At 66.4% G+C, this 20,701-nt stretch carries 18 protein-coding genes and 2 tRNA genes; 12 read left to right on the top strand and 8 right to left on the bottom strand.

The window, feature by feature from the left end; translation table 11 throughout:
• Window positions 1-92: 92 nt before the first annotated feature.
• A complete protein-coding gene (locus ACRYJK_RS04520) occupies window positions 93-4,325 on the bottom strand; it encodes a strawberry notch-like NTP hydrolase domain-containing protein (protein ID WP_482666376.1) in 4,233 nt (1,410 codons plus the stop codon).
• A gap of 71 nt (window positions 4,326-4,396) precedes the next feature.
• Entirely contained in the window at window positions 4,397-5,308 is a 912-nt protein-coding gene (locus ACRYJK_RS04515) for a DUF7146 domain-containing protein (protein WP_482666375.1), read from the bottom strand.
• Between the two features lie 130 nt (window positions 5,309-5,438).
• Here ACRYJK_RS04515 and ACRYJK_RS04510 point away from each other — a divergent pair, with 130 nt between their 5' ends.
• Entirely contained in the window at window positions 5,439-6,023 is a 585-nt protein-coding gene (locus ACRYJK_RS04510; RefSeq protein WP_234024754.1) for a lytic transglycosylase domain-containing protein, read from the top strand.
• A complete protein-coding gene (locus tag ACRYJK_RS04505) occupies window positions 6,023-6,226 on the top strand; it encodes a DUF5818 domain-containing protein (protein ID WP_120717167.1) in 204 nt (67 codons plus the stop codon). The genes ACRYJK_RS04510 and ACRYJK_RS04505 overlap by 1 nt, the downstream gene beginning before the upstream one ends.
• Here ACRYJK_RS04505 and ACRYJK_RS04500 read toward each other — a convergent pair whose 3' ends face one another.
• The 4 genes from ACRYJK_RS04500 to miaA all read right to left on the bottom strand — a co-directional run bounded on the left by ACRYJK_RS04500 (window position 6,227) and on the right by miaA (window position 9,781).
• Window positions 6,227-7,444 carry a tyrosine-type recombinase/integrase gene (locus tag ACRYJK_RS04500; protein ID WP_120717166.1) on the bottom strand — a complete coding sequence of 406 codons (1,218 nt, stop codon included), beginning with the start codon at window positions 7,442-7,444 and terminating at the stop codon, window positions 6,227-6,229.
• Between the two features lie 165 nt (window positions 7,445-7,609).
• Window positions 7,610-7,696 (bottom strand) — tRNA-Leu (locus ACRYJK_RS04495).
• Window positions 7,697-7,789: 93 nt separating this feature from the next.
• A complete protein-coding gene (gene ilvC / locus ACRYJK_RS04490; protein ID WP_482666374.1) occupies window positions 7,790-8,803 on the bottom strand; it encodes a ketol-acid reductoisomerase in 1,014 nt (337 codons plus the stop codon).
• A gap of 9 nt (window positions 8,804-8,812) precedes the next feature.
• On the bottom strand, window positions 8,813-9,781 hold the full coding sequence (gene miaA, locus ACRYJK_RS04485) for a tRNA (adenosine(37)-N6)-dimethylallyltransferase MiaA (protein ID WP_482666373.1): 969 nt from the start codon (window positions 9,779-9,781) through the stop codon (window positions 8,813-8,815).
• On the opposite strand from miaA, the gene serB reads away from it, so the two are divergent.
• Entirely contained in the window at window positions 9,774-10,637 is an 864-nt protein-coding gene (gene serB, locus ACRYJK_RS04480; protein ID WP_482666372.1) for a phosphoserine phosphatase SerB, read from the top strand. The genes miaA and serB overlap by 8 nt on opposite strands.
• Here the strand turns inward: serB and ACRYJK_RS04475 are convergent.
• A complete protein-coding gene (locus ACRYJK_RS04475; RefSeq protein ID WP_482666371.1) occupies window positions 10,627-11,610 on the bottom strand; it encodes an SPOR domain-containing protein in 984 nt (327 codons plus the stop codon). The genes serB and ACRYJK_RS04475 overlap by 11 nt on opposite strands.
• Window positions 11,611-11,789: 179 nt before the next feature.
• Here ACRYJK_RS04475 and ACRYJK_RS04470 point away from each other — a divergent pair, with 179 nt between their 5' ends.
• The 9 genes from ACRYJK_RS04470 (at window position 11,790) to ACRYJK_RS04430 (ending at window position 20,008) form a co-directional block, all read left to right on the top strand.
• Window positions 11,790-12,515, top strand: a complete 726-nt coding sequence (locus ACRYJK_RS04470; protein WP_482666370.1) for an AAA family ATPase — start codon at window positions 11,790-11,792, stop codon at window positions 12,513-12,515.
• A gap of 17 nt (window positions 12,516-12,532) precedes the next feature.
• A complete protein-coding gene (locus tag ACRYJK_RS04465) occupies window positions 12,533-13,198 on the top strand; it encodes a ribbon-helix-helix protein (RefSeq protein WP_482666369.1) in 666 nt (221 codons plus the stop codon).
• Window positions 13,195-14,691: an SPOR domain-containing protein gene (locus tag ACRYJK_RS04460; protein WP_482666368.1), complete on the top strand. Its 1,497-nt coding sequence runs from the start codon at window positions 13,195-13,197 to the stop codon at window positions 14,689-14,691. The genes ACRYJK_RS04465 and ACRYJK_RS04460 overlap by 4 nt, the downstream gene beginning before the upstream one ends.
• A 99-nt stretch (window positions 14,692-14,790) precedes the next feature.
• Window positions 14,791-16,215: a circularly permuted type 2 ATP-grasp protein gene (locus ACRYJK_RS04455; RefSeq protein ID WP_482666367.1), complete on the top strand. Its 1,425-nt coding sequence runs from the start codon at window positions 14,791-14,793 to the stop codon at window positions 16,213-16,215.
• On the top strand, window positions 16,212-17,153 hold the full coding sequence (locus ACRYJK_RS04450; protein ID WP_482666366.1) for an alpha-E domain-containing protein: 942 nt from the start codon (window positions 16,212-16,214) through the stop codon (window positions 17,151-17,153). Before ACRYJK_RS04455 ends, ACRYJK_RS04450 begins: the two co-directional genes overlap by 4 nt.
• Window positions 17,154-17,283: 130 nt before the next feature.
• Entirely contained in the window at window positions 17,284-18,129 is an 846-nt protein-coding gene (locus ACRYJK_RS04445; RefSeq protein ID WP_482666365.1) for a transglutaminase-like domain-containing protein, read from the top strand.
• Window positions 18,126-18,872 (top strand): proteasome-type protease, encoded by a 747-nt coding sequence (locus ACRYJK_RS04440; protein WP_482666364.1) that lies wholly within the window; start codon window positions 18,126-18,128, stop codon window positions 18,870-18,872. Before ACRYJK_RS04445 ends, ACRYJK_RS04440 begins: the two co-directional genes overlap by 4 nt.
• A 23-nt stretch (window positions 18,873-18,895) precedes the next feature.
• Entirely contained in the window at window positions 18,896-19,864 is a 969-nt protein-coding gene (trxB, locus tag ACRYJK_RS04435) for a thioredoxin-disulfide reductase (RefSeq protein ID WP_482666363.1), read from the top strand.
• Window positions 19,865-19,932: 68 nt separating this feature from the next.
• Window positions 19,933-20,008: transfer RNA gene (locus ACRYJK_RS04430), tRNA-Ala, on the top strand.
• Between the two features lie 17 nt (window positions 20,009-20,025).
• Here ACRYJK_RS04430 and ACRYJK_RS04425 read toward each other — a convergent pair.
• Entirely contained in the window at window positions 20,026-20,673 is a 648-nt protein-coding gene (locus tag ACRYJK_RS04425) for a DUF4126 domain-containing protein (protein WP_482666362.1), read from the bottom strand.
• Window positions 20,674-20,701: the final 28 nt, after the last annotated feature.

Below are 20,701 nucleotides of genomic sequence, written 5' to 3'. Positions count from 1 at the left end.
GATGGATTGAACGAACCGGTGCGGGTGCATCCCACAAGGTTCGCCAGCCCATGGCACTCTCTTCTCTCTGCTGTGGGACGTGCTGCCGCTGATCAGGGGGCGAGCGCTTGAAGAATGGCCGCCCCATTGGGCACAGGCACGAACAAGCGCGTTCGGTAGCGGATGATCTCGGTGACGCAGCCTTTGGCCTTGTACCAGTCGAGCCGATCGGGCGCGAAGCCAGTGAGCTCGATGCGCTGCTCACCACCGACGAGACTGCGCTTGACGATCAGCGGATCATGGCTCTGCAAGGTCTGTGCGGTGCCGCTAGACAGGACGAGAGCGGCCAATTCACCCTGAGTAGGCAAGGCCGAGTTGCCGAGGCCGAAGGTCTCCGACACCTTGGCGATATCCGCGGCCACCACCTCGCGGCCGATGATGGAGGCCCCGTCGGCCGAGACGATACGGGTTACGCGCACGTGATCGCCGGGCAGGCGCTTCCAGACCGGGAGTAGCAGCCCGGTTGCGAGGTGCACGCGTTCGCGGACCGGCTCTTTCGCGGCTTCGATCTCTTCCGCGCGCCAGAGACGTTCGAACGAAGCCGGATCGATGGCCTCCCAAGCGCTTTCGGCGAGCGCCTCGCGGGTCCAGTTGGCGGATTTGAGCGGACGCAGCAGACGCCGCCGCTCGATCACACCGCCGTCGTCGGCAATCAAACGGCGCGCGGGAACGCTGAGCGCCACGCGGCCGGAGCGTGCATTGTGCAGGGGTATGCCATCGGGCGAGCCAATGTCATTCAGTCGCGCGAGCCGCTCGAAGCGCAGCGGCCGCAAGTGCCGCTCGATCTCCAGCGAGAGGAGGCGGGTTTCAGCACCGGTGAGCGGGTCGCTGCGAAGGATCTGATCCGAAATTACTCGACAGCTGTCGACCTTGACCGTTTCGAGCCCGAGATCGAGTGTTCCCGCTTCGCGGGCGGCCTCTACGCGCGCTTCGATCAGAGCAAGATATTCGTCGAAGATCGCGTTCTGCATCCCAATCCGCAGCGCGAGCACGCGGTTGAGCCAACGTTGGATCGAGGGCAGGTCGTCCGTAAGACCACCCTCGGGGCCTTCGAGCCGCAGACCGGTCTGACGCACAAACCCGGCGAAGCTCGTGGCCTCGAGCTTGCCGTCGTATAGCAGGTGGAACCAGCGGGTCAGCGCGTCTCTGGCGTAATCGCTTTCGAGATTATCGGCCGGATCGAACAGGTTCTGTCCGCCCGTTTGCCGCTGTCCGCGGGTGAGCGCACCGAGGCTGTCGAGCCGCCGGGCGATCGTCGAGATGAACCGCCGCTCACCCCTCACATCCGTGGTCACAGGTCGGAACAGCGGCGCGCAAGCCTGGTTGGTGCGATTGGTCCGGCCCAAGCCCTGGATTGCATTGTCGGCGCGCCACCCCGGCTCGAGCAGGAAATGCACGCGCCGCTGCCGGTTTTCGCAATTGAGGTCGGCGTGGTAGGAACGGCCCGTTCCGCCGGCGTCGGAAAAGACCAGGATGCGCTTGGCGCCATCCATGAAGGCCTGAGCCTCGGCAACATTGGCCGAACCGCCGCGGCGTTCGAGCCGCTGCTGTCCGTCCCGCCCCAAGACCAGTCGTCTCGTCCTGCCCGTCACTTCGGCGACGCTGCCGGTTCCAAAGTGTTCGATAATCGCATCGAGCGCAGTTGCGATCGGCGGCAGACCGCAGAGCTGTTCGATCAGTGCATCGCGCGCGGCGACGGCGCGTGGACACATGACCGGATTACCATCGTCGTTGCTCATCGGTTCGGAACGCAGATTGCCGTCTTCGTCGGTGAAGACCTGCATCAGACGAGTGGGGAAGCTCTGGGCGAGATAGTCGATGACGTACTCGCGCGGCGAAAGGTCGATATCGAGCGCTTCGCGTTCCTCGGGAGTGAGATCGGCCAAGCGGCGGTCGAGCATCGCCTCGGCCGTCGAGACCAGCTGCACGACAACCGAGTCGCCGACCGCGAGCGACTCCTCCATCGCGGGGACCAGGCTCGGGAGTTTCATGGAGAGCAGGAGCTGAGCAAAGAACCTCTGCTTGGTGCCTTCGAAGATCGAAATCGCGGCAGCCTTCGCGTTGCGGTTGAGCGTATCGCCGCTGTCCTCGTCGACGATCCGGGTGGCCTGGAGCGCCTCGTCGAGATTGCGATGAATGATCGCCCAGGCCTCGGCATAGGCATCGTAGATCGCGACTTGGGCATCAGTCAGACGGTGCTCGAGGATTTCGTACTCGACTCCCGCGAAGGACAACGCGCGCGAGAGGTAAAGTCCCTGAGCCTTGAGATCCCGGGCGACGAGCTCCATCGCCGCGACACCGCCTGCCCGGATTTCGGTCGTGAACGCCTCATGTGTCGGGAAAGCGGTTGCGGCTCCCCACAAGCCGAGGCGGGTCGCATATCCGAGGTTGGAAATGTCCGAAGCGCCGGTAGCCGAGGCGTAGAGGATCCGGGCGCGAGGAAGCCGGTTCTGCAGTCTTAGTCCAGCCATGCCCTGTTCGGAGCCTTTGGAAGCGCCGCGCGCATTACGGCTGCCTATGGCGTTGGCCATCGCGTGGGCCTCATCAAACGCGATCACGCCTTCGAAATCATCGCCAGTCCAAGCGAGGATCTGGTCAAGCCGCGTATCGTCTGCGCGACCCGAGCGAAGCGTCGGATAGGTAATGAAGAGGATCCCCTGGGACCAACGAACCGGTACTCCCAGCTTCCAACCGGAGAGTGGCTGAATGTCGAGGCGCATGCCGCCGAGTGCTTCCCAGTCGCGGCGGGCATCCTCGAGCAGCGCCTCATTCTTGGTAATCCAGATGTGTCGGCGTTCGCCGTCAAGCCAGCGTTCCATGATCACCGACGCGATCTGCCGCCCCTTTCCCGCTCCGGTGCCGTCGCCGAGGAAAAAGCCCTGACGATAACGGGCTCCATCCTCGGCCTGCTCGAGCGTGGTTCCTTCCTGAGTGGCTCGGAAGCGCCCTGGCAGATCGTGCGAAAACGCCTCGCAGGCATAGACGAGCGTTTCGAGTTGCGCTTCGGAAAGCAGTTCGCGTGTTCGCCAGTCGGCAGGCACCTTTGCCCGCACGGTCGGTATCGGAGCCGCGACCGACCCCATCGCGATGGACTCCACGAGCGGCGTCGGATGGACCGGCGCGCCCTCGATCCGAATCCGGCTCGGGCGATAAGGGAGATAGATCCCTGTCTGCTCCGGAACGGGCGCTGGCTCCTCGAGGGTAGCATAGCCGAGTTCTTCGAACGGCTCGCCAGCTGCGGGGCGAGTTGCAAACGGAGCCGCCGGCCGGGCGTTCGCTGGCTTTCTCAAAATGCCGGTCGCGGGCCGCGCGGTCAGCACGGGAACTTCCGGAGTATCGCGAGGGCGCGGCGGGAGTCGGCCGATCAGCGTTGCCAGATCGGACAAATCGTCCGCTTCCGCAGTGACCACCGGCTGGTCGTCGACGGCCTTGTCGAACACCACCATGCGCACGCGAATGCCTGTGCCCGTTCTCCGGAACGCGCCGGCGATGCGCACATCAAGCCGCAGTCTGGCATCGCTCAATGAGCTGGCGAAGCGAGACGCATTGAAACCTTCCGGCATGATCGCGACGAGGCGAGCGCCGCTCTTCGAGAGACGGAACGCGCTGCGAAGGTGGCGCAACGCCGTTGCCGCACTGACCCCGCGCTCGCGACTGCGCGCAAACGGCGGATTCATGAGGACGACGGTGGGCGGCCTGTGGGTCAGGAGATGGTCGATGACCTCACCGTCGTGGGCGGTCACTGTTGCGTCGGAAAACAGATGGGCAAGGGACAGGCGCCGATCAGGATCGATTTCATTGAGAGCGAGGTCGCAGCCTTGCATCGCCGCCCACAGGGCGAGCGCACCGTTACCTGCGGAGGGCTCAAGAGCCAGGTCGCATGAGCGAAGCTGGGCCGCTCGCGCCATGAGCCAGCCCAGCATGGGCGGGGTCGAGAACTGCTGCAGCTCGATCTGCGCCTCGCTACGCACATGACGGGCAGGCAACGCGGTATCGAGCCATTCGAAGCGCGCGTCCGCCTCATGGATCGCTGTATCGAGCGTAATCCGGCCGTGAGACTTCAGCCACAGGAGCGCGCCAATCTCGATCGCATCGTTGTAGTCGTCGATGGACCAAGCCGTCCCCCAGCTCTGGATCCCGGTCTCTTCGGCAAAAAGCGCAGAAATGGAGCTACGCGTGAGATGGTAGCCGTCGACCAGACGAGAGGCGATCCGATCGCCGATCGTCACAGGCAATAGGTGAGCACGAGGTTCGGCGTCGGGTTCTAAGAGTTCGAACTGAAGCATTTTGGGTTCTCCTGATGGAGGCATCGGGCACGAAGCCGTCTGCCGATCACGAGGCCAAAGCTCTCTCTTCTCTAGGAAGCCTGCTTGCGGGCGAGCCAGTTCACCAGTTCGTCGTTCCAGTCGGTCTCGCGCTTTGAAGGACGCCGGACATGGATAGTCCGGCCTTCGAGCGCATGGCTCCGTAGCGCGCGTTCCGCCGCCAATTTGCCGCCTGCATCGTAATCGACAAAGAGATGGAGCTCGGTGACGCTCTGCGGGATCGAGACGAGCGCAAAGCGCTCATTACCCAGCGTTGCCCAGCATGGAACGCCGGTGAGTGCACGGGCCGAGAGCGCGCTTTCGACACCTTCGGCGATGCCAAGCACTCCATCGATCGCGGGGAACAGTCGGACGGCGGCTGCTCGGAGCGCACCGAGTGCGCGCTTGGGACCGTCGAATGTGGCAAGCCTGGGCGCCTCCGCATCGAGAAATGTTCGGTGAATAGCGATCGGACCTTCGTCAAGGCTGACGGCTGCAATCATCGCTGGCAGAAATTGCGCGCGGCCTTTGGGTCCGAGAGGCGTTCGACTGTTGAAGCGCAGCGCGGGCGAGACAGCCGTAATGCCGCGCGCTTCGAGATAAGCTTTGGCCGGGCTGCCGATCAGGGGGGAGGCGCCGCGCCATGTCCGGAGCGCACTTCGCGACGGCGATAGCTCAATCTTCGATTCCGCGGCATTCAGCGGAGAACCGTCGAACAGCTGAGAGGGCGAAAGCCCCTCCCTTCTGAAAGCGTCAATCACGCTCGCTTGGTCGCACCCGGCAAAGCAATGGAACAGGATAGCACGTCGGCCCAGCGTGACGCCGAGCGAGGGAGTGCGATCATCGTGAGCCGGGCACCGAGCCATGCCCTTGAAACCGGACCAGCGCCCGCCGCGGCTTTTGCAGAGCTGGCGAGCAGTTGCTTCGAGGGATTGTGTGTTCTGACCTTCACTTCGGGACTGCATCGGAAGACTCCGTATCGTCTGCTATTCCCCAGCGCTGCCTCTCCTCTTTGTGATGTTCTAATCGCTTTCCTACAGGTTGATGTTCTTTTTATGTTCTCTTGCGATTCGGTGCAATCGAGGAGAACGCGAAATGGTAAGCCGGTTCATTGCATGCTTGATCTGTGCAGCGAGCCTGACGGCCGGCGAAGGAGCATTCGCTCAGGAATTTCGAATTTTCGATCACGACCATGGCACGGCGGGGGACCCAGGCGCAGGAAGCTTCAGCAGCGAGAGCAGCCCACGCTCGAAGGAAAGCACTTTTGCATTCCGCGCAGTCGTTCCCGGCTATCGAGAAGCGATCTACCTGCCGCTCATCCGCGAAGCCGAATTAAGGTATCGCCTACCGCCGCGGCTTCTTCAGGCTCTGATCTGGGCGGAATCCCGGTTCAACCCGCTTGCGGTCAGTCCCGCAGGCGCAGCAGGTCTTGCGCAACTGATGCCGGCCACCGCCCGCGAACTCGGCGTCGCGAACCGACACGATCCGCAGGAGAACATCGATGGTGGTGCGCGCTATCTCAGACAGATGCTCGATCGGTTTGGGTCGGTGCATCTCGCCCTTGCCGCATACAACGCTGGACCCGGCGCCGTGACGAAGGCGGGCGGAATTCCAAGAAATCGCGAGACGCCCGGTTATGTTCGAAGCGTGCTCGAACGCTGGATGAGTTACGCCAACTAATGACGACTAATCGCAGGCGCATAACGGGCAAGCTCGAACTCGGCCCGCGCGGCTATGCAATCGTGACCGAAGCCGGAGTTCACTGGGTGCTCGTAGGTTGCGAGCCCGATGGTGACATGATTGGCAATCAGGTGACGGCCGAGGGTGAAAGCCACGGCTTGGATCGCCTGCGGACAGATTGGATCGGCACGGCGAGCGCCTGATCATCCCGCCCGAAGGTTGAGGATGCGGCCACCTGCTTTTAGCTGGTCCAGATGATCGCTCCACCATTGGGCCATGCGCACCCGTTCGTCCCAGTGCTTTCCTCGGTGGTAAACACCCCGCACCGCATTGCTATCGCCATGGGCAAGCGCCCGCTCAATCGCATCCGGATTCCAGAGGCCGGATTCGTTCAAAAGGGTGGAAGCGGTCGCTCTGAGGCCGTGTGCAGTGACTTCGTCCTTCGAATAACCCATCCGGCGAAACGCGGCGTTGAGCGTGTTCTCGCTCATTGGCCGTTTGGACGTCCGCGCCGAAGGAAATACGTAACCGTCATAGCCGAGCATTTCAGCCAGATCGGTCAGATGATTGACGACCTGCTTTGACAAAGGGACGGCGTGGGCTCGGCGGGCCTTCATCTTGCCTGCGGGTATCTTCCAGATTCCTTCGATCAGATCGAATTCGTGCCACTCCGCGTGCCGAAGTTCACCAGGCCGGACGAACACGTGGGGGGCGATCTGCAAGGCGAACTTGGTGATCGGATAGCCCGTATAATCATCGATCGATCTGAGAAGGCCGCCGAGCTCAGTCGGTTCAATGATCGCCGCGTAATGCGTTGCTCGCGGCGTCACCAACGCTCCTTTCAGCATACTCGTCGGGTCAGCCTGGCAGCGCGTCGTGGCCACGCCATAGCGGAACACGCGACCGGCGAATGATCGACACTTCTTGGCTGTCTCGTGCTTTCCCTGCGCCTCAAGCCGCTTGAGCGGGGCAAGAATTTCGAACGGTTCGATCTGATCGATGGGCCGCTTGCCGATAGCCGGAGCAAGCTGGTCCAGAAAATAGTTCGCCTTGACGACCGTGCCTTCGGCCCGGCCGTTCTGAACCATCATCTGTTCGATGTACTCGCGGGCGACTGCTTCGAAGGTTTGCGCGGACAGGAACTCGGAGCGTATCTTCTGCTTCCGCTTCTCCAGCGCCGGATCGCCTCCCCGGGCGACGGCCTGCCGCGCCTCGTAGGTGGCTTGGCGCGCATCCTTAAGGCTGATGTCTGGATAGTTTCCGATTGAAAGCTTCTTCTCGAGCTTGCCGATGCGATAGCGAAACCGCCAGAGCTTCCCGCCCGAAGGAGTGACCTCTACGTAGAGGCCACGGTCGTCAGCCACCTTGTAGGGCTTGTCCTTGGGTTTGAGGGCGCGAAGCCGAGTCTCGGTCAGAGGCACGTGCGGGCCTTTTCTCAATGCGGTTTTTGCAAAGCCCGCAAAAGGCCCGCAAAAATGTGCGGAACCCCCGGGAAAACGCGGGACGGTCCGGCACTATCCGAGGGCCAATTCCCTAGGATTTCTGCGGTTTTTATAGACTATTTGGGAGAACGTGAGAAGAACAAATGGTGCCCGGAAGAGGACTCGAACCTCCACGCCGTTTCCAGCGCCGCCACCTGAAGACGGTGCGTCTACCAATTCCGCCATCCGGGCACGTCAGGCAGGCGGGGCGCTTAGGCGGGGGTGGGGAGGGGTGTCAATGGGCGGGGCTGAGGAAGAGCGGATATTTTCGCGTGAGAAGACCTTTCAGGATGCTTCGTCGCGAAGGTCGGGGATCATGGAACGCACCTTTTGCCCAACGGCTTCGATCGGATGCGCGCGCTGCCGCTGCCGGGCGGCGTGCATCTGCGGTCCGCCGACCTGCGTGTCGAGCATTAGTCGCTGCGCGAACCGTCCGCTCTGGATGTCCTGCAGCACGCCGCGCATCTGTTCGCGGACATGATCGTCGATGAGCCGCGGTCCAGTAACATAGTCACCGAACTCGGCGGTGTTGCTGATCGCTTCCCGCATGCGCGCGATCCCCCGTTCGTACATGAGATCGGTGATCAGCTTTGCCTCGTGAACGCACTCGAAATAGGCCATTTCCGGCGGGTAGCCCGCCGCCACCAGCGTCTCGTACCCGGCCATGACGAGGTTGCTGATGCCGCCGCAGAGCACCGCCTGCTCGCCGAACAGGTCGGTTTCGCATTCTTCGCGGAAGCTCGTCTCGAGCATGGCCGCGCGCCCCGCGCCGATCGCCGTGGCATAGGCGAGCGCAAGGGCCTTCGCGCTGCCATTGCCGTTGGCTTGCCCCTCCTGTGCCACCGCGAACAGGCAGGGGAGACCCGAGCCGCGAACATAGGCGCTGCGCACTGCGCGGCCGGGGCCTTTCGGCGCGACCAGGAAAACGTCGAGGTCGGGCCGCGGCGTGATCAGCCCGAAGTGCACCGCGAGACCGTGCGCGAAGGCGAGCGCAGCGTTTTGCGGCAGGTTGGGCGCGATCTCGTCGGCGTAGATGCGCGCCTGCGCCTCGTCCGGCGCGAGCAGCATCACGAGATCGGCTGCCGCACAGGCTTCCTCGGTGGGCAGCACGCGGAACCCGTCCGCCGTCGCCCGCCCGCCGCTCACCGAGCCTTGCCGTGCGCCGACGACGATGTCTGCCACGCCGCTGTCGCGCAGGTTGAGCGCGTGCGCGTGCCCCTGATTGCCGTAGCCGATGATCGCGACCCGCCGGCCACGGATAAGCTCGAGGTCGGCGTCACGTTCGTGGTAAATCTGCATGGCAAAGGGCTATGAAGCGCTCGACGCCAAGTCAACGAGCTTAGCGGCCAGCGCATCGACCGCATGCGCTGCCTGATCGAGGTCGGCGATCCGCGGCCAGTCCCGCGGCGGCTGGTGACGGAACCAGGTGTCCTGACGCTTGATGTAGCGCCCGGTGGCAAGCGCGGTGGCCTCGGCCGCCTCGGCGACCGTGGCCTCGTCGCGCGATGCCACGATGAACTCGGGTACGCCGATCGCGCGCATGGCGGGGAGGGCGGGGTCGAGCCCGCGCGCCGCAAGCTTCGCCGCTTCCTCCAGAGCGCCGCGCTCGACCATGCGTTCGAGGCGCTCGCGAACCCGGACGCGCAGCCATTCGCGCGATGGCGTGAGCACGATCGGGTGAAGCGCGACCCCGGCGGCGATGCCTCCGCTGCGCTGCCGCTGCCAGTCGGCCAGCGGACTGCCGGTCGAGCGCACCACTTCGAGCGCGCGGCACACACGCGTCCGGTCGTTGGGCGCGAGGCGCTCGGCAGCCTCGCGATCCTCCACCCGGAGCGCGGCGTAGGCATGGGCCTGCGGCAAAGCGCGGACCGCGTCGCGCACGTCGGGGTCGATCGGGGGCACCGGCGCAATCCCGTCGAGCAGCGTGTGGAAATAGAGGCCGGTCCCACCGACGAGGATGGGTAAAGTGACGCGGTCGCTCAGCGACGCGATGACGGCGTTCGCACGCGCGGCCCAATCCGCCGCGCTGCCGGGGATCGACGCGTCGGTATCGCCGAACAGGTGGTGGGCGATGCCGTCCCGCTCCGCTGCCGTCGGTTGCGCGGTGAGAATCGGGATGTCGCGGTAGATCTGGCTTGCATCGGCGTTGACCACCGCCGCGCGGCCTCCGCGCGCGATTAGCGCCTGCGCCAGCCGCACCGCGAGCGCGCTCTTGCCGCTGGCGGTGGGGCCTGCAATCAGCACCAGCGGCGGCAGAGGAGCTTCGCGTTTGCGCATCGTCACACTGGTAGCACCGGGCTCGCTCGACCGAGAGACGCTATTTCGCGCCGCCGATCGCATCTCCGCGACGGAGGTCGGAGCGATCCTCGACGGCCGTGCGGCACAGCTTCGCACCGCGGTGCCCCAGGTTGAGGCGCGGGTCGCGCTCGAGGCCCTGCTTGAAGGTGTCGACGTGCTCGTTCGGGACGATGCGGCGCCGCTGCCGCGCCTGATCGTTGCCGACATGGATTCGACCATGATCACCGTCGAATGCATCGACGAATTGGCCGACTATGCCGGGATCAAGCCTGCCGTGGCCGAGATCACCGAGCGCGCGATGCGCGGAGAGCTCGACTTTCCCGAGGCGCTTGCTGCGAGGGTGCGCCTGCTCGAGGGGCTACCCGCGGGGATAATCGACCGATGCTTGACGGAACGCGTGCGGCTGGCACCCGGCGCGCGCACGATGGTGCGCACATTCCGTTCGCTGGGCGCGAAGGCGCTGTTGGTGTCGGGCGGCTTCACGCGCTTCGCCGAGCCGGTCGCCGCCATGCTCGGCATGGACGCGGCGATCGCCAACCAGCTCGAGGTCGAGGACCGCGCACTGACCGGGCGGGTGACCCCGCCAATCGTCGACGCCGGAACGAAGCTCGCGACGCTGGAGCGCGAGGTGGCCGGCGGCGTCGATCGAAGCGCGGTGCTGGCGATCGGGGACGGGGCCAACGATGCGCCGATGCTTCGCGCGGCGGGCTTCGCGGTTGCCTATCGTCCCCACGCGATCGCGGCGGAGGCCGCGCATGGGGCCATCCGTCACACCGATCATCGCGCCACTCTCTACGCCTACGGCCTCGCCGAGGAGGCGTGGGTCAGGGACTGACGATGAAACAGCCGCCCCCGGCCCGCGCGCATGCCGCCTGGGCATCGGCACGCGTGGCGAACGGTCCGGCCTGGAGGCGCGTGACAGACCCCGCCGCCACATAGCGCGGCTGAGCGCCGTTCAAGCGCCCGCGAAATCCGGTCCAGGCCGCTTCCGCGCGCTGCCGCGTCGAAAATGCGCCGAGCTGGACGTGGAAGCGTCCGGTGCTAGCAGGCGCCGACGCGCTCAAGGGTGCTGCGCTGCGCGGCGCAGGGGAGGGCGGCGTCGGACGCGTTGGCGAGGGCGGCGCTGCGCGCGGTGCTGACGCGGCGCTAGTTGTCGAAGCCGGTGCGCGTGCAGGTGCGGTCGCGGCGGGCGGTGTCGGGAGTGGGCGGGTCACGGGCTGGTTCGGCGAAGTCGCCGCCCCCGACACCGCGGCCAGCCGCGCGCTTCGCTCTCCCGTTTCCATGCGCCTTGCCAGCTCGAGACCCTGCTGCCGCTGGGCCAGCGGAATTGCGCCGTCCATCTGCGCGAGGGCGGCGGTGGCGCGGTCAAGCCCCTGGTCCGCGGCGCGCTTCATCAGCGCATAGGCGCGCGGCCAGTCGCGCGACACGCGCTCGCCATTGAAGAGCTCGGCGCCCAGCACGAACTGCGCGCGCGGCTCGCCACGGTCGGCCGACTGCACGAGATAGGGCATCGCCTCCTCCCGCCGCTGCAGATCGTAAAGGACGAGCCCCAGGTTATCGGCGGCCTGCAAGTGGTTCTGCACCGCAGCTCGTCGATACAATTCCGCCGCGCGCTCGAGGTCGATCGGGACCCCGCGCCCGAGCTTGTAGGCCTGAGCCAAGTTGAATTGTGCGTCGGCATCGCCCCGTTCTGCGAGCGGTCGCCATTCGCGCACCGCAGTGGCGTAGTCGCCCCGTTCCCATGCGGTCACACCCGCCAGCACGTCTGCGATGGCCGGCGTCGCGATGAACAGAGACGCCGTCGCCATCAGAGCCGCTGCCGCTCGCAAGCCTGTCATTCGTCGTGCCCCTGTTTGCCTTGCCTTCGACGATAATCGACCGACGGTCGCCGGGCGAGTCTCGGCGGCTTTCATTAACCCTATCTTAGGGCGACGACGCCAAGAAGCGAGCCTGACCAAGGGGTGGTTTCGAACACAGGGGACGGACTTTGCGCGTATTGGCGTTGGCCTCGCAGAAGGGCGGGTCGGGCAAGACGACCCTGTCGGGACATCTCGCTGTCCAGGCGCAGCGAGCCGGATCGGGGCCGGTTGTGCTGATCGACATCGACCCCCAGGGCAGCCTCGCCGACTGGTGGAACGAACGCGAGAGCGAATATCCCGCCTTTGCGCAGACGACGGTTGCGCGGCTTGCGTCGGACCTCGACATCCTGCGGCAGCAGGGGTTCAAGCTCGCGGTCATCGACACGCCGCCGGCAATCACCATGGCCATTCAGAGCGTCATTTCGGTGGCGGAGCTGATCGTCGTGCCGACGCGTCCGAGCCCGCATGATTTGCGTGCCGTGGGGGCGACGGTGGATCTGTGCGATCGCGCCGGCAAACCGCTGATCTTTGTCGTCAACGCCGCGACGCCAAAGGCCCGCATCACCAGCGAAGCGGCGGTCGCCCTGTCGCAACACGGCACCGTAGCGCCCGTGACGCTGCACCACCGCACCGATTTCGCCGCTTCGATGATCGACGGCCGCACGGTGATGGAGGTCGACCCCAACAGCCGCTCCGCCCAGGAAGTGGTGGCGCTGTGGGATTATGTGTCCGACCGGCTCGAAAAGAATTTCCGGCGCACCGTGTTCAGCGCGCCGACCATGTCCGCGCATTCGGTCGCTCCGGGCGCCATCCGCCCGATCGGCGGGGGCTTCGGCCGCCGCGTGGCCGGTTGAGCGGGGAGCGAACGGACATGGCCGACGCCAAACCCATCGCATCGCTGTCCGCCGGACTGCTCGCCCGTAAGGGGGCGGCGCGTCCGGCCATGCGCCGCCAGCTGCCCATCGGCGGCTTCGGACAGGCCGCGGTAGCGCATCATGACGACCTTGGCTGGAACGACATGGGCTATGATGTCGATCCGGTGACCCCCGGCGCCGACACGCCGCGCGCATTCGACCATGGGTTGACCCCGATGGGCCGCGACGATGCGGCGGGGCTCTCACATCGCGAGATGGAAAGCGCGCTCGATCGGCATCCCGCCGAGGTGGCGCCGATCGTTCCCAAGGTCGCGGTCCCTGGCCCCGTCGCCAGCCCGGCCATCGAACAGCGCCAGGCGATCGAAGCGAGCCTGAACGTAACGCCGCTGCCCGAACCTGCGCCGACGCACCAGCCGCTGCCGACGCACCAGCCGATGTCGACGGCGGATTCGGCGCCGGTTCGTCGCCTCGCGGTTCCGCGCGCGCCCCGAGTGAAGCCGGGGACGCGAGGCTGCTACGCCTTCACGCTTCGGCTCGATCCGGAACGCCACATGCGGCTGCGGCTCGCGGCGGCGACGCACAACCTCTCCGCACAGCAGCTTCTGGTGCAGTTGCTCGATCAGCATTTGGCGAAGAACCCGTCGGAAGGATCCGGACGATGAAACTCTCAGCCAGCATTCAATGGAAGCTCGCTGCGTCGGTCGGGCTATTGGCGATCGGCATCGGTCCGGTTGGACTGGTCCACGCCGACGCCGGCGACGTGGGAGTCAATGCGGCTGCCGCGGTTCGTGCGGCGGAAGACGCGCAGCGCGCGCTCGCACGCGGACGGATCGATCGCGCGATCGCGAGCGCCGAGGCCGCCGTCGCGGCCGACCCGAGCAACGTCGAGCATCGCGCGCTGCTGGGCCGCATCTACTTGACCGCCGGGCGTTACGTGTCGGCGGATCAAAGCCTCGATGCGGCGATCGCGCTCGGGGCGAGCGACAGTCGCACGATCATTGGCGCGGCGATGGCCTTGATCGCCAACGATCGCGCGCCTGACGCGCTGGCGCTGGTGGAGCGTCATGCGGAGCGGCTTCCGGCGTCCGACTATGGACTCGCGCTAGCGCTGGCGGGTTCGCCCGAACGCGCCGTGATGGTGCTGAGCAACGTCGCGCGCGCCGAGGATGCGACAGCGCGCGATCGGCAGAATCTGGCACTCGCATATGCGCTGGCGGGCCGCTGGCTCGAAGCTCGCCTGATCGCTGCGCAGGATATGGGGCCGGAGGCGTCGGAGCGCCGCATGACGGAATGGGCGCGACTGGCGCAGGCTGGGCCCGCGCGCGGACGTATCGCCGCCCTGCTGGGCAGGGAAGCGGTCGAGGACGCCGGCATGCCGCAACGGCTCGCCCTCGACGGGCATGTGCGTGCCCCGCGGCTCGCCGCGAGCGAGGATCCGGCGCCGCTGGCGCTTTACGCGCCGCGCCCCGAGACCGCGGCGCTTTCGCCCAATGTGCGCGAACAGCTGGCCGAGGCGCCGCCCGCGCCTCCTGCGCTCCCCACGATGCCCGCCCCGGCGCCGGCCGTCGCCGAAGAGGCTGTGGGGCTCGCCAGCGCGCCGGCCGCACCCGTGGCTGCGCCGGAGACCCAACTCGCGGCGGTCTCAACGCCGACAATCCGCTTCGTTTCGATTCCGGTCGTGCAACCACTGCCGACGCGCACCGCACAAAATGCGGGCTCGAACAGCGTTCTCGAGCGGATCGTGGCGACCATCACCCGCCCATTCCGCTCCGCGCGACCGCGCCGTGTTGCAGCATCGGTTCGCATTCCCGCGCCGACCGGAGCGCAGGCAGGGCGCTGGGGCGTGCAGCTCGCGGCGTTCGAACAGGCGTCGACCGCTCGGCGCGAATGGTCGCGTCTCAGCAACTCCAACGCCTCGCTCGCCCAGCATCGGGCGGTGACGACGCGTGCCACGGTCGGAGGCCGCACCTTTTACCGTCTGTCGCTGTCGGGCTTCGGCTCGCAGGGCGAGGCGGCGCGCGCCTGCGCGGCGCTTGGACGCGGCCAGTGCTTCGTCCGCGCCATGCCGGCACGCGAGGCGGTGCTGTGGGCCAGCCGGGCCGCGCCCGCGCGCGTCGCGGCCGCTCGGGGCGGGATGCAGGTCGCAGCTCGCTAAAGGCGCGTCGCTGCCGGTTCGTCGCCACCTTGCCGGGAACCTGCCGCGCGCCTAAGCGGCGGGCTTCACACGGCGACACAGGGCGGGGCGGTAGGCAGGATGGCGTTCGACGAATGGCGTGACGAAGCGGGCTACACCCGTACCGCCTACGCCGATGTCGCGCGCTGGGTCGACGAAGTCGGCATCGAAGGTCTGCATCATCGCCGCGAGGAAGCCGAGGCGATCTTTCGCCGCATCGGCATCACCTTTGCGGTCTATGGCGAAGGCGGCGATCCCGAACGGTTGATCCCCTTCGACCTCATCCCCCGCGTGTTTTCGGCGCGCGAATGGAGCCGGCTCGATCAGGGCATCCGGCAGCGCGCGCGGGCGCTCAACGCCTTCATCCACGACATTTATCATCGCGGTGAGATTGTGCGCGCGGGCATCGTGCCGGCGAAGCTGGTTTACGACAATGACGCGTTCGTGCCGCAGATGCTGGGGTTCGACCCACCGGGCGGCGTCTACAGCCACGTCGTCGGCATCGACATCGTGCGGACCGGCGCCACCGATTTTGCCGTGCTCGAGGATAATTGCCGGACCCCGTCGGGCGTCTCCTACATGCTCGAAAACCGCGCGATCATGCAGCGGATGTTCCCGACCCTGTTCACTGGCGGCCAGGTGCGTCCGGTTGAGCAATACCCCCAGCTTTTGTTCGATACGTTGCGCGAGGTTGCGCCGCCGACGACGCGCGGCGATCCGACGGCAGTGGTGCTGACCCCGGGGCCGCTCAACTCCGCCTATTACGAACACAGCTATCTCGCCGATCTCATGGGGATTGAACTGGTCGAGCCGGCGGACCTTTTCGTCGACGAAGGCGGGGTCAAGATGAAGACCATCGCCGGCCCCCGGCGGGTGGACGTCATCTATCGCCGTATCGACGATGCCTATCTCGATCCGCTCGCCTTTCGGCCGGACTCGCTGCTCGGGGTGCCGGGGCTGTTCCACGCCTACCGCAGCGGGCAGGTGACGATCGTCTCGGCGCCCGGCGCGGGAATCGCGGATGACAAGGCGATCTACACCTTCGTGCCGGCGATGATCCGCTTTTACCTCGGGCAGGACCCGCTGCTGCCGAATGTGCAGACATGGCGCTGCGGCGATCCCGACGAATGCGCTCACGTCCTCGACCGTCTCGGCGAGCTTGTGGTGAAGGAGGTGCATGGATCGGGCGGCTACGGCATGCTGATCGGGCCCAAGGCGACGCAGACGGAGATCGAGAGCTTTGCCAAGCGCATCCGCGCGAACCCGGACAATTATATCGCCCAGCCGACGCTCGACCTCTCGACCGCGCCCACGCTGGCGGAGGGGCACGACGGCGCGGCGGAGATCGTCGGGCGCCACGTCGATTTTCGGCCCTACTGTCTGGTCGGGAAACAAATTCGGCTGGTCCCCGGCGGGCTCACTCGCGTTGCGCTGACGCCGGGGTCGCTGGTGGTGAACAGCTCGCAAGGGGGCGGGGTCAAGGACAGCTGGGTGCTTGAGCCATGACCGAAATGCTCTCGCGCACGGCGTCCAATCTTTACTGGCTCGCTCGGTACGCCGAACGCGCCGATGCGACCGGGCGCCTCCTGATGTTCGGGCGGCGGCTTTCGATGCTGCCCGACGGCATCAGTGCCGACGACTGGCGATCGGTGCTGCGCGTCGCGGGCTGCGAACGCTATGTCGAGCGGGGCGCGGAAGTGAGCGAGGCGGACGCGGTGGCAGTGTTGCTGCTCGACCCCGCCAACCCGTCCTCGATCCGCGCCAGTCTCGACCGCGCCCGCGCCAATGGCCGCGCGGTCCGCACCGCGCTCACCGCGGAGATGTGGGAGGCGTTAAACGACGGTTGGCGAAAGCTCGAACGGCTCAACACCGAGCGCGCGGTGCGCGATCTGCCGCAGCTGATCGACTGGACGCGGGGCTATGTCGCGCGCTTCCGCGGCGCTGTTTCGACCTCGATGCTGCGCAACGAAGGCTATGACTTCCTGCGCATTGGCGGCGCCGTGGAGCGGTCGGGGCTGACGCTTCGCCTGCTCGACACCAATTACCATCTTCTCCTTCCGGAAGGAGAGGTGATGGGCGGCCACCGCGACCATTATCGCTGGAATGCGCTGTTGCAGACGGTGTCGGGACTTCGCGCCTATTATCATGTCTATCGCGACAATGTCCGCCCGTGGCACATCGCGGACTTCTTGCTGATCAACCGAATTTTTCCGCGAAGCCTCGCCTACAGCGTCGGCCAGCTGCGCTATCATCTCGGCCGGCTGGCGGAGAGCGTCGGCGGCGAGCAGGAGGCCGACCGGACAGTGGCGCGGCTCGACACCCGCCTTCAGCGGATGAAAGCCGGCGCAATCTTCCAATATGGTCTGCACGAATTCGTGCTCGAATCGCTCGGCGAACTCGACCGCGCGTCTCGCGACATCGGGGAGGCCTATCATTTCGTCTGAAGCGAAACGACTGCGTCTCGTCGTCACGCACCGCACGGTCTATCATTTTCCGCGCGGCTCGGGCCGGCTTTCGCTGGCGCTGCGACTGTGGCCGGAGCCGCACGACGCGCTCGCGATCAAACGCTGGGCGGTGACCGTCAACGGCGTCGATCTCGCTCCGTCGACGGAAACGGGCTATGGCGAGGGGGCCGGGCTTTGGGCCGCCCCGGTGCCGCCCGGCGACGTCGAGATCGTCGCACAGGGGCTGGTCGAGACGGAGGACCGCGCGGGTTTGGTGACCGGCCTCACCGTTCGGCTCGCGCCCGATATCTTTTGCCGCGTAACCCCCTACACCAAGGCCGACCGGGCGATCCGCGAGCTGTTGCCGGCGCCGGGTGAGGGCGAACGGCTGGCGTGGCTGCACCAATTGCGTCAGACGGTGCACGACCGTCTGCGCTACGTCAGCGGCGTGACCGACACGAGCACCACGGCCATCGAAGCGCTGAACGGCGGCGTCGGCGTCTGCCAAGACCAGACGCACCTGTTCGTCGCCGCGGCGCGGGCGCACGGCGTGCCAGCCCGATATGTCACCGGATATCTGCTCGCCAAGGATGAGGGGCACCCGCTGCACGAGACCCACGCCTGGGCGGAAGCCTGGGTCGAGGGGTTGGGCTGGGTGGGCTTCGATCCCTCCGCCAACCTCTGCCCGACCGCGCGCTATGTGCGTCTGACCACCGGCCTCGATGCGCGCGACGCGGCGCCGGTGCGCGGTCATGCGTTCGGCGGCAGCGCCAGCGGGGTCGACGCGGACGTCCGCATTGCACTCGCCCAGCCGGGGGACGAACAGCTTGTGCAGGTTGGCCGGATGCGCGCGGCGCAAGACACCCGGCGACCACGACGGAACGGCGACGCGGCTCAGCCTTCGCAGGTCATGATGGGTTCTGAATCGCCAGCCCCGTCGCCCGGCCGCGGCCAACAGGAACAGCAGCAGCAATGACCTATTGCGTGGCGATCAACGTCGAGGAGGGGCTTGTCCTCCTCGCCGACACCCGGACCAATGCCGGCGTCGACAATATTTCGCGGTTTCGCAAAATGTTCACCTGGGAACAGCCGGGCGAACGTGCGCTGGTCCTTATGACCGCCGGCAACCTGTCGATCACGCAGGGGATCGTCACGCGGCTCCAGTCCCAGCTCGACCGGCACATGCTCGGCGAAGATGTCGTGTCGATCATGTCGACCGCAAACCTTTACGGCGCAGCGGAGCTCGTGGGGGAGGCCATGCGCGAAATGCAGGCGACCCATGGCCGGGCCGTCGCGGCGCAAGGTATCAGCGCCGGTGCCTCGCTCATTCTCGCGGGTCAGCGCAGAGGCGGGCGTCCGCGAATCTTCCTCATCTATTCTGCAGGCAACTTCATCGAAGCCACGCGCGACACGCCGTTTCTTCAAATCGGCGAGCATAAATATGGCAAGCCCATCCTCGACCGCGTCATCACCCCGCAGACGAGCCTGGTCGACGCGGTGAATGCCGCGGTCGTGTCGATGGATTCGACGATCAAATCGAATCTCTCCGTCGGCATGCCGCTCGACCTCGCGGTGCTGCCGCGCGACCAGCTGCGCTTCTCGGTGCGCCGCCGAATCGAGACGCAGGATGAAGAGTTTCGCGCCGTCTCGGCGGCATGGGGGGAGGGGCTGCTCGAAGCGTTCGCCCATCTGCCCGACTATCTTCCCGCCGCGAGCTGAACGCGGCGAAACCCGGAGACGACATGGCTGAAATGATCGAGACCGCGATGCTGATCATCGGCTCGGGGCCGGCGGGGCTGACCGCCGCCATCTACGCAGCGCGCGCGGGGATGAATCCGGTCGTGGTGCAGGGGCTGCAACCGGGTGGCCAGCTCACCATCACCACCGACGTCGAGAACTACCCCGGCTTTCGCAGCGCCATCCAGGGTCCCTGGCTGATGGAGGAGATGCAGGCGCAGGCCGAACATGTCGGCACGCGCATGGTGTGGGATCAGATCGTCGATATCGACCTCAACGCGCGTCCGTTTCGCGCGGTGGGGGACGGGGGGACCGTCTATCGGGCGCGGACCGTCGTCATCGCTACCGGCGCGCAGGCGAAATGGCTCGACGTCCCGGGCGAGAAGGAGCTGGGGGGCAAGGGCGTATCGGCGTGCGCGACGTGCGACGGGTTCTTCTATCGCGGCAAGAAGGTCGTGGTGATCGGCGGGGGAAATACTGCGGTGGAAGAGGCGCTGTACCTCACCAATCACAGCCAGGACGTCACGCTGATCCACCGCCGCGATTCGCTCCGCGCGGAGAAAATCCTTCAGGACCGGCTGCTGCAACACCCCCACATCACCACGCTGTGGAACAAGCGGGTCGAACGCTTCGTCGGCAGTGAAGGGGTGGTGAGCGGCCTCGTCGGCGTCGATCTGGTCGACACGGTCACGGGCGAAACGTCGCACATCGCGACCGACGGGGCGTTCGTCGCGATCGGCCATAAGCCTTCGACCGAACTGTTCGCCGGTAAGCTGGACCTCGACGAGGACGGATATCTGCTGGTCGAAAGGGGCACCGCGAACACGCGCATCCCGGGCGTCTTCGCGGCGGGCGACGTTGCCGACAAGGTCTATCGCCAGGCCGTCACCGCCGCCGGGATGGGGTGCATGGCCGCGCTCGATGCGGAGCGATATCTCGCCCACGATGCTAGCGCGGGCGCCGCGACATGGTGAGATGCCGTTCGTGTGAAAAGCGCCTTGCAGGCGGCGAAACTGCCGTCTAAGGCGCGCCACACACCGGCGGGGCCGTAGCTCAGATGGTAGAGCGCTGCAATCGCACTGCAGAGGTCAGGGGTTCGATTCCCCTCGGCTCCACCACCGGACTTCCGACATTTTTAGACGTGCTGATCTGGGGCGCCGGGCGCGCGCTCCAGCCCGAGCATTGCCGCCGGGCCGCGCTTCAGATTGGCGCCGATCCGCCGCACCATCCGGCGCAGCGCGAACAGCGCGACGATCGAGGCGATGAGCATCGTCACGGCCAGCACCGCCGCAATTTCCGGATTGGCGAGCGCCAGCGCCGCAAGCCCTGCGGTGGCAACGTCTTCCCCTGCCGAGACGACGGCGTTGCTGAACGGCTCCGGGCTCGCGTTGACCACGGCGCGGCTGCTTGCCTTGACGCCGTGGCTCAGCATCGCCGCGCCGCCACCGAGCAGGAACACCACGACCTGCCACGCCGGATCGCCGGGGTCGACGATGGCGAGGCTCAACAGCGCGCCGCCGAGCGGGCGGATGAAGCTGTGGAGGGCGTCCCAGGCACTGTCGAGCCACGCGATCTTGTCGGCGAAAAACTCCGCCACGAAGCCGATGGCGGCGATGCCGAGCACCCAGGGGTTGGCCAATACGTCGAGCGCCGCGAGCTTCTCGGGCAAGTCGATCCAGCCCACCCGCATGGCGCCGCCCGCGACGAGCAGCGTGAAATAAAGCCGCCAGCCGGATAACAGGCTGAAGCTCCCGGCCAGCGCAATCAGGTCCAGTCCGCTCATGTCGTGACGCCCTCCCGCCGTGCCGTTG

It is taken from the genome of Sphingomonas sp. BLHR8 (assembly GCF_056821725.1).
The sequence above is the reverse complement of the archived record's forward strand: the minus strand, read 5'-3'. Positions and strand labels throughout refer to the sequence as shown.

Coding starts and splice junctions, on each gene's coding strand:
- ACRYJK_RS04520 (WP_482666376.1), bottom strand. CDS start 4,325: ATGCTTCAGTTCGAACTCTTAGAACCCGACGCCGAACCTCGTGCTCAC.
- ACRYJK_RS04515 (WP_482666375.1), bottom strand. CDS start 5,308: ATGCAGTCCCGAAGTGAAGGTCAGAACACACAATCCCTCGAAGCAACT.
- ACRYJK_RS04510 (WP_234024754.1), top strand. CDS start 5,439: ATGGTAAGCCGGTTCATTGCATGCTTGATCTGTGCAGCGAGCCTGACG.
- ACRYJK_RS04505 (WP_120717167.1), top strand. CDS start 6,023: ATGACGACTAATCGCAGGCGCATAACGGGCAAGCTCGAACTCGGCCCG.
- ilvC (WP_482666374.1), bottom strand. CDS start 8,803: ATGCAGATTTACCACGAACGTGACGCCGACCTCGAGCTTATCCGTGGC.
- miaA (WP_482666373.1), bottom strand. CDS start 9,781: ATGCGCAAACGCGAAGCTCCTCTGCCGCCGCTGGTGCTGATTGCAGGC.
- ACRYJK_RS04475 (WP_482666371.1), bottom strand. CDS start 11,610: ATGGCGACGGCGTCTCTGTTCATCGCGACGCCGGCCATCGCAGACGTG.
- ACRYJK_RS04465 (WP_482666369.1), top strand. CDS start 12,533: ATGGCCGACGCCAAACCCATCGCATCGCTGTCCGCCGGACTGCTCGCC.
- ACRYJK_RS04460 (WP_482666368.1), top strand. CDS start 13,195: ATGAAACTCTCAGCCAGCATTCAATGGAAGCTCGCTGCGTCGGTCGGG.
- ACRYJK_RS04455 (WP_482666367.1), top strand. CDS start 14,791: ATGGCGTTCGACGAATGGCGTGACGAAGCGGGCTACACCCGTACCGCC.
- ACRYJK_RS04450 (WP_482666366.1), top strand. CDS start 16,212: ATGACCGAAATGCTCTCGCGCACGGCGTCCAATCTTTACTGGCTCGCT.
- ACRYJK_RS04440 (WP_482666364.1), top strand. CDS start 18,126: ATGACCTATTGCGTGGCGATCAACGTCGAGGAGGGGCTTGTCCTCCTC.
- trxB (WP_482666363.1), top strand. CDS start 18,896: ATGGCTGAAATGATCGAGACCGCGATGCTGATCATCGGCTCGGGGCCG.
- ACRYJK_RS04425 (WP_482666362.1), bottom strand. CDS start 20,673: ATGAGCGGACTGGACCTGATTGCGCTGGCCGGGAGCTTCAGCCTGTTA.